Source organism: Streptococcus sp. k-628, from assembly GCF_013277475.1.
Classification (GTDB): Bacteria; Bacillota; Bacilli; order Lactobacillales; family Streptococcaceae; genus Streptococcus.
On the sequence record NZ_VMMZ01000110.1, the window covers coordinates 1 to 9,275 of the forward strand.

A 9,275-nucleotide genomic window follows, 5' to 3' on the forward strand; every position below is an offset into this window, starting at 1 on the left:
ACGAAGTCAGCTCAAAACATGGTTTTGAGGTTGTAGATGAAACTGACGAAGTCAGTAACCATACCTACGGCAAGGCGACGCTGACGTGGTTTGAAGAGATTTTCGAAGAGTATCAATCCATTATGAAAGTTTTGCCTCTTTCTTACCCTCTATACAAAAAAAGCCTATCACACAAGCTCTAAAGCTGGATATGATAGGTTTTTATATTTTTCTTAACGTACTGTGCGGATACGCATTGTGTTTGTGCGAACAGCTTCTCCTACTGGCACACCAGCAACGATAACAATATCATCGCCTGACTCAACGAGACCTGCTTCTACCGCTTTACGTTCAGCGATTTCGAACATATCGTCAGTTGAAGATGGAGCATCTGTCAACATTGGGATAACACCCCAGTTCAACATCAAGCCACGTTCTGTCAATTCATCAAATGTCAATGCCAAGATGTCAGCATTTGGACGGTATTTAGAAATCAAACGTGCAGTATGACCTGTCTTAGTAAGAGTTACAACCAATTTAATGTCCATTGAGTTAGTCGCATCTTTAACAGCAGAAGCCATTACTTCTGTCTTAGAGTTACGCTCAAATGAATCTGAATCAAGACGTCCGTATTCATTAAGAAGAGTTTGAGCGTTCTTGTCGATTGTAGCCATTGTAGTTACTGACTCAAGTGGGTATTTACCGTTTGCAGACTCACCTGAAAGCATTGTAGCGTCAGTTCCGTCGATAACAGCGTTAAATACGTCTGATACTTCTGAACGAGTTGCACGTGGTTTTTCAGTCATTGTTTCAAGCATGTTTGTTGCAGTGATAACAACTTTACCTGCAGCGTTCACTTTAGTGATGATCATTTTTTGGTAAACTGGAACCATTTCGAATGGTACTTCGATACCCATGTCACCACGAGCAATCATGATACCATCAGCAGCTTCGATGATTTCATCCAAGTTATCGATACCTTGTTGGTTTTCGATTTTAGCGAACAATTGAACATGTCCGTTTCCAGTTTCTTCACAGATTGCACGAACTTCGTTTACGTCTTTTGCAGTACGTACGAATGAAATAGCGATGAAGTTGATACCTTGTTCAAGACCGAAACGGATGTCGTCGTTATCGCGTTCAGCAAGAGCTGGGAAAGGAATTTTAGTGTTAGGAATGTTCACACCTTTTTGTTTAGCAATTACGCCATCATTTTCAACTTCAACTTCAAACTCACGAGTTGCGTCATCTTTAGCAACCACACGAAGACCAAGTTTACCATCGTCAACCAAAACTTGACGACCAACTTCAACATCATCATAGATATCAAGAGCACCAGCAACGTTTAATGCAATCACTTCACGAGTTGATTTGATTCCTTGTTTAGTTGCAACACGTATTTTCTCACCAGTTTTGTATGAATACTCTTTAGCTTCACCTTCGAACAATTCTGTACGGATTTCAGGTCCTTTTGTATCAAGAAGGAAACCAACTTTTTTACCTGCAAGTTTTTCAGCAAGTTTAACAGTTGCCATACGCTCACCTTGTTCTTGGTGGTCACCGTGTGAGAAGTTGAAACGGAATGTGTTAGCACCAGCTTCAATCAATTTAGCAATGTTTTTAGCTGAAGCTTCAACATCAAGTTTTTCACCCCAGTATCCGTCATCACCGAATTTTTTACCACCACGGATTTCTACCGCAGGACCCAAAGTTGCAACGATTTTTACACGTTTGTTCATGATTTTTTGTGACTCCTTTATATATATGACCTTTTGGTCTTATTAACTAAATTATGAATTATGACAAGCAATTGTTCAATTGTGACAGGTCAAGATCAGCTTTGTGTGGATTATTTACAATAATCTTACCGTCTGCTGCCAAACTAAATAATGCTCCTTCTTCTGCAGTACCAAGAATTGGATTTTCAACCATTTTTTCGTTACGAATACCTACCGCAACACCACCGATACCTTTTTTAAGAAGTTTAACGGCATGGGCACCCATACGTGACGCCAATACACGGTCACGCGCAGTTGGAGAACCACCACGTTGAATATGTCCAAGTTCTGTCACACGAAGATCGGTCGTATCTCCAGCTTCTTTTAGTTTTTGAGCAAATTCATCTGCTGACATAACCCCCTCTGCCAAAACGATGATATTGTGTCTTTTACCACATTCATAGCCAGCTTTGATACTTGCTACGATATCTTCAATTTTGAAGTCTTCTTCAGGGATGATAATTTCATCAGCACCAGTTGCGATACCAGCCCAAAGAGCGATATCACCAGCGTTACGCCCCATAACTTCGATGACAAAAGTACGACGGTGACTTAATGATGTATCACGAATCTTATCGATAGCGTCCATAGCAGTCGTAACCGCTGTGTCAAAACCGATTGTGAAGTCAGTACCAACGATATCGTTATCAATTGTACCTGGAAGACCGATAGCTGGGAAACCATGCTCAGTCAAACGCATAGCACCGTGGTAAGATCCGTCACCACCGATAACAACTACACCTTCAATGCCGTGTTTTTTCAATTGCTCAATCCCTTTAAGTTGCCCTTCAAGTTGAGCGAACTCTGGGTAACGAGCTGAGTGAAGGAAGGTACCACCACGAGAAATGATGTTTCCTACTGAAGCCGCATTTAAGGGATGAATTTCACCGGCAACCATACCAGCATATCCGTCATAGATACCAAACACTTCCATTCCTTCTGAAATTGCTTGACGAACAACTGCACGGATAGCAGCGTTCATACCAGGGGCGTCTCCACCACTAGTTAAAACAGCAATACGTTTCATATTGGTTTATGCTCCTTTTTCTTTTAACATTCTTCTTGATTATACCACATTTGATTTTAAAATTCTTCTATTTTCCGTATTTTTAGCGATAAATCGTTTTCATAGCGATTTCATTCAATTTCTCCTCTAATTCATTGGATTTAGCTACAAAATGATGAGGGGAAACGATTGTTTTCTGTTCCTCTTCATACCTGATGATGACTGGGATTGGACCTTTATACTGGTCTAAAATACGTGAAATTTCTTGATCCGATTTATGATTTTTCACCTGTATCCAAAAGCGTTCAGCAACTGCTTCTCTTATTTCTTGTGCAATCATTTGCAGACGACCATCACGTGACTGGATTTTCCCTTTTATATAGTAGAAAGCTCCCTCTTTTATTTCCTGCCCAACCTGACGATATAAGTCTGAAAAGAGGGTAACATCCAATTTTTTCTTACTATCATCTACCTGTAAGAAAGCCATATTTTCACCCTTTTTGGTACGAATTACTTTTATTTTCTGAACTTCAACCAAAATAATAGCGTAGCTATTTTCTGATAAATTTCCGATTGGGGTAATCGGGTAAATAGCCTTATTTGCGATAGTTTGTAGTGGATGTTTGCTGACACCTATCCCTAAAAGCTCTTGTTCCATATAGAATTTTTCTTGCTCTGTCCAATCTTCCGATTCCTGCCAGCTATAAGTTGTATCCCCAAACAAGCTTCCTAACTCTTTCACAAATTCAAATAGATTAACTAAATTATTGAATACTTTTTGACGATTTTTTTCAAATGAATCGAAAAGACCAACTTTTACCAAAGGTTCTAGCAGAGGAAGTTTCAGATAATTCTCAGGTAGTTTAGCTACAAAATCTTCAATGTTAGAATAAGGTCTATTTTCAAGAATCCAAAGTGCCAAATCATTGCTTACTCCCTTAATCGATTTCAAACCTAGATAGATGGACTTGTTGGCAATTTTATCGTGATAAGGAATGGTGTTGATGGACAGAGGCGCTACTTCAAATCCTGCTTCTAAGGCATCTATTAAGTAATCACTGTTGGCAGAATTCAACATGACCTGATAAAAAATGGCTGGATAATGCGTTTTGAAATAAGCCAACTGGAAGGCCAAGGCTGAGTAGGCATAGGCGTGTGACCTGTTAAAACCATAACCTGCAAACTTCTCCATGACATCAAAGACCTGCTCTGCCTTTTCCGCAGTATGTCCAGCTTCTAATGAACCTTGAATAAAAGAAGCCCTCATCTCATGCATGGCAGAGGCATCCTTTTTCCCCATAGCTCGGCGCAAAATATCGGCTTTCCCAAGACTAAATCCAGCAAATCGCTGGGCAACCTGCATAACCTGCTCCTGATAGAGCATAATTCCGTAGGTTGGAGCCAAAATATCCTCCAGTACTGGATCCAGAACAGTCACTTCTTCCTGCCCATGCTTTCTTGCCACAAAATTATTGATGTAGTCACTAGCACCTGGCCGATTTAGGGAAGTAGTTGCTACGACATCTTCAAAACAAACTGGTTGTACACGTTTTAGCAGGCGAATGGCACCAGGTTGCTCAAATTGAAAGATACCTTTTGTATTGCCAGAGGCAAATAAAGCTAACGTCTCTTTGTCTTCCAAATCTATTTCTTCAATTTTAAGGTGAATATCTTCTGTTTCAGCAAGTAATTCTTGCATCTTCTGGACAAAGGTCAAATTTCGTAGTCCCAGAAAGTCCATCTTCAAAAGTCCGCTAGCCTCAACTCCATGAGCATCATACTGAGTCAGTGGAATTTCGTCTCCATGCTTTAGAGGGATGTAATTGGTCAAATCTTGGTCACTGATTACAACACCAGCCGCATGGACAGAAGTTTGTCTTGGATAGCCCTCAATCTTGCAAGCAATTTCAAAGGCTTTTTGGTATTCTAACTTACTATTGATTTGCTGACGAAACTGGAGATTGCCCTCATAGGCCGACTTAAGATTGTCCCGAAAACTGATTTTCTTGGTAATTGCAGATAATTCATACTCGGGCACACCATAGCGTTTCAAAACATCTCGCAAGGCCTGCTTGGCGCCAAAGGTAGAAAAAGTAACGATTTGCGCCGCATGTTTACTACCGTATTTATTGCCAACATACCTGATAAAATCTGGACGATAAATATCAGGAATATCAATATCAATATCAGGCATGGTATAGCGTTCACGATTGAGGAAACGTTCAAAAATCAGATTTTTCTCTACTGGGTCAATCCCTGTGATATTCAAAGCATAGGAAACCAAGCTACCAACTGCGGAACCTCGTCCCATTCCCATATAATAGCCATTCGAACGTCCAAAACGCAATAAATCCCAAACAACCAAGAAATAATCATCAAAGCCCATATCATGAATAACAGCCAATTCTTGGTCTAAACGGTCTTGATATTCTTTACCAGTTAACCCCTTCTGAGCAAGCCCCAGTTCAGCACGTTCTCTCAATTCTTCTACTGCTGGTCTAGCTGGATTAAAACGAGGCAGTTTCAAACTAGTGTCCAAGTCGTAAGAAATGCCTGAAATCAGCTTTTCTAAATTTTCCAAGGCTTGAGGAAAACGTTCTTGGAATAATTTCTCTAAAGAACTTGCTGATATAAAGACATCTTGTCGTGAACGCAAGGGAACTTCTCTGAGGGGTAGGTTTTCTTTTATCGCTGTTAAAACTTGAAGAACTTCTCTATCCTTACTTTCAAAGGCATTGACCCGATAAAGGGGTAAGATAGGATGATGAAATTCTCTTGTCAGTGTTTCTGGATAAACTCCAATATAATAATCACAGCCTAGTTCTAACGACTCCAGTCCATCAAAATAAGGCATAATGACCGCAATATCCTCCAGATACTGGGACAGGACTGACCAATTTTTCTCCCCCTGCATCTTGGCTGTTGAAAGCTTCATCAACTGCTGATAGCCCACACTAGATAGAGCTAAAAAGCGCAAATTCACTTCCCGCTCATCCACAAATACAGTCATTTCAAGCCCTAGTAAAGGATGAATACCGTATTTTTTTGTAATCTCTAGAAAGTCGAAAGCACCGTAAAGATTATCAATATCCATCATGGCCAGATGAGTGTAGCCGTATTCTTTAGCTGCTCTCACATACTTGTCAATCGAAATGACGCTCTCCATAAAACTATAGACTGTTTTTGTATCTAGTTGTGCGATCAATTTACACTTCTCCTCTATCCTTCTCACTATATTATACCATTTTCACCTATAAAAGGCTGCTCTTGAGAAACATTTCATCAGCTTACTAATTTACTTTTTATTCATTTGTATTTTTGCTATCATTTTTTTATATTTATACTATATTATATACAAAATAGAAAACATATAATATAAATCTCCTAGAATTTTTATATTATACCTATTATATCTATTGTTACACTGTTCTCTATATTGAATTTAACACTTTATTCATTTTTATTGGATTATTTCCTTTTGCAGTTAACAATTCCCTTTCTGCTTTTTTTTTGATATAATAACCTTAGCTATCATTCTATATGGAGGTTCTATGCGTTTTAATCAATATAGTTATATCACTTTCCCAAAAGAAAATATCTTATCTGAACTAAAAAAATATGGCTTTGATTTACAAAACACAGCCAATCCCAAGGAATTGCTGGAAACTTTTTTACGTCGCTTATTTTTCACTTATGAGAACACCGACTATCCACTCTCCTGCTTAGCTATAGATAAAGAAACTAACATATTAACTTTTTTCAAATCTGACAAAGACTTGACTGCAGATATTTTTTATACTATCGTCTTTCAACTTTTAGGCTTTTCTTATTTGATTGACTTCGAAGACAGTGAAGCTTTTCGTAAAGAGACTGGATTTCCTATTGTATACGGTGACTTGATTGAAAATCTCTATCAGTTACTCAATACTCGCACCAAAAAGGGGAATACCCTGATTGATCAACTGGTAAGCGACGGTCTTATCCCTGAGGATAATGACTACCACTACTTTAACGGCAAGAGTTTGGCTACTTTTTCTAGCCATGATGTCATTCGTGAAGTCGTTTACGTTGAGTCTCGTGTCGATACGGACCAAAAAGGGCTACCAGACTTAGTCAAGGTTAGCATTATTCGTCCACGTTATGAGGGGCAAATCCCTGCCATTATGACAGCCAGTCCTTATCATCAGGGAACAAATGACAAGGCGAGCGACAAGGCTCTCTACAAGATGGAGGGCGAGCTCGAGGTTAAGTCTCCTCACAAGATCGAGTTAGAGGAACCTCAACTAAATCTCGTCCAACCCCAAGGTCAAGCTGAGCTTGTGTCAGAAGCTGAGGAAAAGCTAAGTCACATCAACTCTAGCTATAGTCTCAACGACTACTTCCTTCCACGAGGTTTTGCCAATCTCTATGTGTCAGGTGTTGGTACCAAAGACTCTACTGGTTTCATGACTAACGGGGACTACCAGCAAATCGAGGCTTATAAAAATGTCATTGATTGGCTCAATGGTCGTTGCCGTGCCTTTACCGACCACACGCGCCAACGTCAAGTCAAAGCTGACTGGTCAAATGGAAAAGTAGCCACAACTGGACTTTCTTATCTAGGTACCATGTCCAATGGTCTGGCGACTACAGGTGTCGATGGTTTAGAGGTTATCATTGCTGAAGCAGGTATTTCTTCATGGTACAACTACTACCGTGAAAACGGTCTGGTGACTAGCCCAGGTGGCTATCCAGGTGAGGACTTTGACTCCCTTGCTGAGTTAACCTATTCTCGTAATCTCTTGGCTGGCGACTATATCCGTGGCAATGAAGCTCACCAAGCTGACTTAGAAAAAGTAAAAGAACAACTGGATCGCAAGTCTGGTGACTACAATCAGTTTTGGCATGACCGCAATTATCTGCTCAATGCCCATAAAGTAAAGGCAGAGCTTGTCTTTACTCATGGTTCTCAGGATTGGAATGTTAAACCACTTCATGTTTACCAGATGTTCCATGCTCTTCCTGCTCATATAAACAAGCACCTCTTTTTCCATAATGGCGCTCATGTGTACATGAACAACTGGCAGTCCATTGACTTCCGCGAATCCATGAATGCCTTATTGACTAAGAAATTATTGGTACAAGAAACAGATTTCCAACTTCCGACTGTTATCTGGCAGGACAATACTGCTCCTCAGACTTGGCAGACTCTTTCTGACTTTGGGAATCAAGAAAGCTCAGAAATTTTCTCACTTGGGCAAGAAGAGCAAGCTATTCAAAACCAGTACCCAGATGAGGATTTTGAGCGCTATGGAAAAACCTACCAGACCTTCAATACGGAACTCTATCAAGGAAAAGCCAATCAGATTACTATTGACCTTCCTGTGACCAAAGATCTTCACTTGAACGGTCGAGCTCAACTCAATCTTCGGATCAAATCCAGCACAAACAAGGGACTCTTATCTGCTCAACTACTGGAACTTGGACAAAAGAAATACCTACAACCTTATCCAGCTATTTTAAGTGCTAAAACCATTGATAATGGACGCTACCACATGTTGGAAAATCTCTGTGAATTACCATTTAGACCAAATGCACAACGAGTCGTGACAAAAGGTTACCTCAATTTACAGAATAGAAATGATTTACTGTTAGTGGAGGATATTACTGCAGATGAATGGATGGATGTGCAATTTGAACTGCAACCAACTATTTACAAGCTTAAAGAAGGAGATACTCTTCGTTTAGTCCTCTATACGACTGACTTTGAAATCACCATCCGTGACAATACCGACTACCACTTGACTGTCGACCTCACTCAGTCCACGCTTACCATACCTTGCTAAAAGGAGTTACATTATTATGAATAAATCAGAACACCGCCACCAACTCATACGCGCTCTTGTCGCAAAAAACAAGATTCATACACAGGCTGAATTGCAGTCCCTTCTTGCTGAGAACGACATTCAAGTGACCCAGGCAACCCTCTCACGCGACATCAAAAATATGAACCTATCAAAAGTCCGCGAAGAAGATAACGCTTATTATGTTCTTAATAATGGTTCCATCTCAAAATGGGAAAAACGTTTGGAAAACTATATGGAAGATGCCCTCATCATGTTGCGACCTATTCAGCACCAAGTCCTACTCAAAACTCTTCCTGGTCTAGCACAATCGTTCGCTACAATTATTGATGCTCTTGATTTCCAAGATATTATCGCAACCCTTTGTGGTGATGATGTTTGCCTTATCATCTGTGAAGATGCAGATACTGCTCAAAAGTGCTTTGAAGAACTGAAAAAATTTGCCCCACCATTTTTCTTTGAAGAATAATAAATGACTACAACTAACAATTATGCTTTTAAAAAAACTGGTAGAAAGTCTTTAACATCAGAAAACGCATAGTATCAAGTGTTGAAAACCCTTGATACTATGCGTTTTGCTTTATCCTAGGAAGATTTATACTCTTCGAAAATCTCTTCAATCCGCGTCAACGTCGCCTTGCCGTAGGTATGGTTACTGACTTCGTCAGT

The 9,275-nt window shown here is 39.9% G+C and carries 6 protein-coding genes; 3 read left to right on the forward strand and 3 right to left on the reverse strand.

What is annotated here, in order from left to right; all coding sequences use genetic code 11:
• A partial coding sequence (locus HT730_RS10375) for a hypothetical protein (protein WP_205380743.1) occupies positions 1-182 on the forward strand: 182 nt, incomplete at its 5' end.
• 30 nt (positions 183-212) lie between these two features.
• Here HT730_RS10375 and pyk read toward each other — a convergent pair.
• From pyk to HT730_RS10110, 3 genes are all read right to left on the reverse strand, one after another.
• On the reverse strand, positions 213-1,718 hold the full coding sequence (pyk, locus tag HT730_RS10100) for a pyruvate kinase (RefSeq protein WP_112443566.1): 1,506 nt from the start codon (positions 1,716-1,718) through the stop codon (positions 213-215).
• A 58-nt stretch (positions 1,719-1,776) separates the two neighbouring features.
• A complete protein-coding gene (pfkA, locus tag HT730_RS10105; RefSeq protein ID WP_000820871.1) occupies positions 1,777-2,784 on the reverse strand; it encodes a 6-phosphofructokinase in 1,008 nt (335 codons plus the stop codon).
• An 82-nt stretch (positions 2,785-2,866) separates the two neighbouring features.
• Positions 2,867-5,968, reverse strand: coding sequence for a DNA polymerase III subunit alpha (locus tag HT730_RS10110; protein ID WP_173307515.1), 3,102 nt, complete (start codon positions 5,966-5,968; stop codon positions 2,867-2,869).
• 346 nt (positions 5,969-6,314) lie between these two features.
• On the opposite strand from HT730_RS10110, the gene HT730_RS10115 reads away from it, so the two are divergent.
• Complete coding sequence (locus tag HT730_RS10115; RefSeq protein ID WP_173307516.1) at positions 6,315-8,588, forward strand: Xaa-Pro dipeptidyl-peptidase; 2,274 nt, start codon at positions 6,315-6,317, stop codon at positions 8,586-8,588.
• Positions 8,589-8,604: 16 nt separating this feature from the next.
• On the forward strand, positions 8,605-9,075 hold the full coding sequence (locus HT730_RS10120; protein ID WP_050241520.1) for an arginine repressor: 471 nt from the start codon (positions 8,605-8,607) through the stop codon (positions 9,073-9,075).
• Positions 9,076-9,275 lie beyond the last annotated feature (200 nt).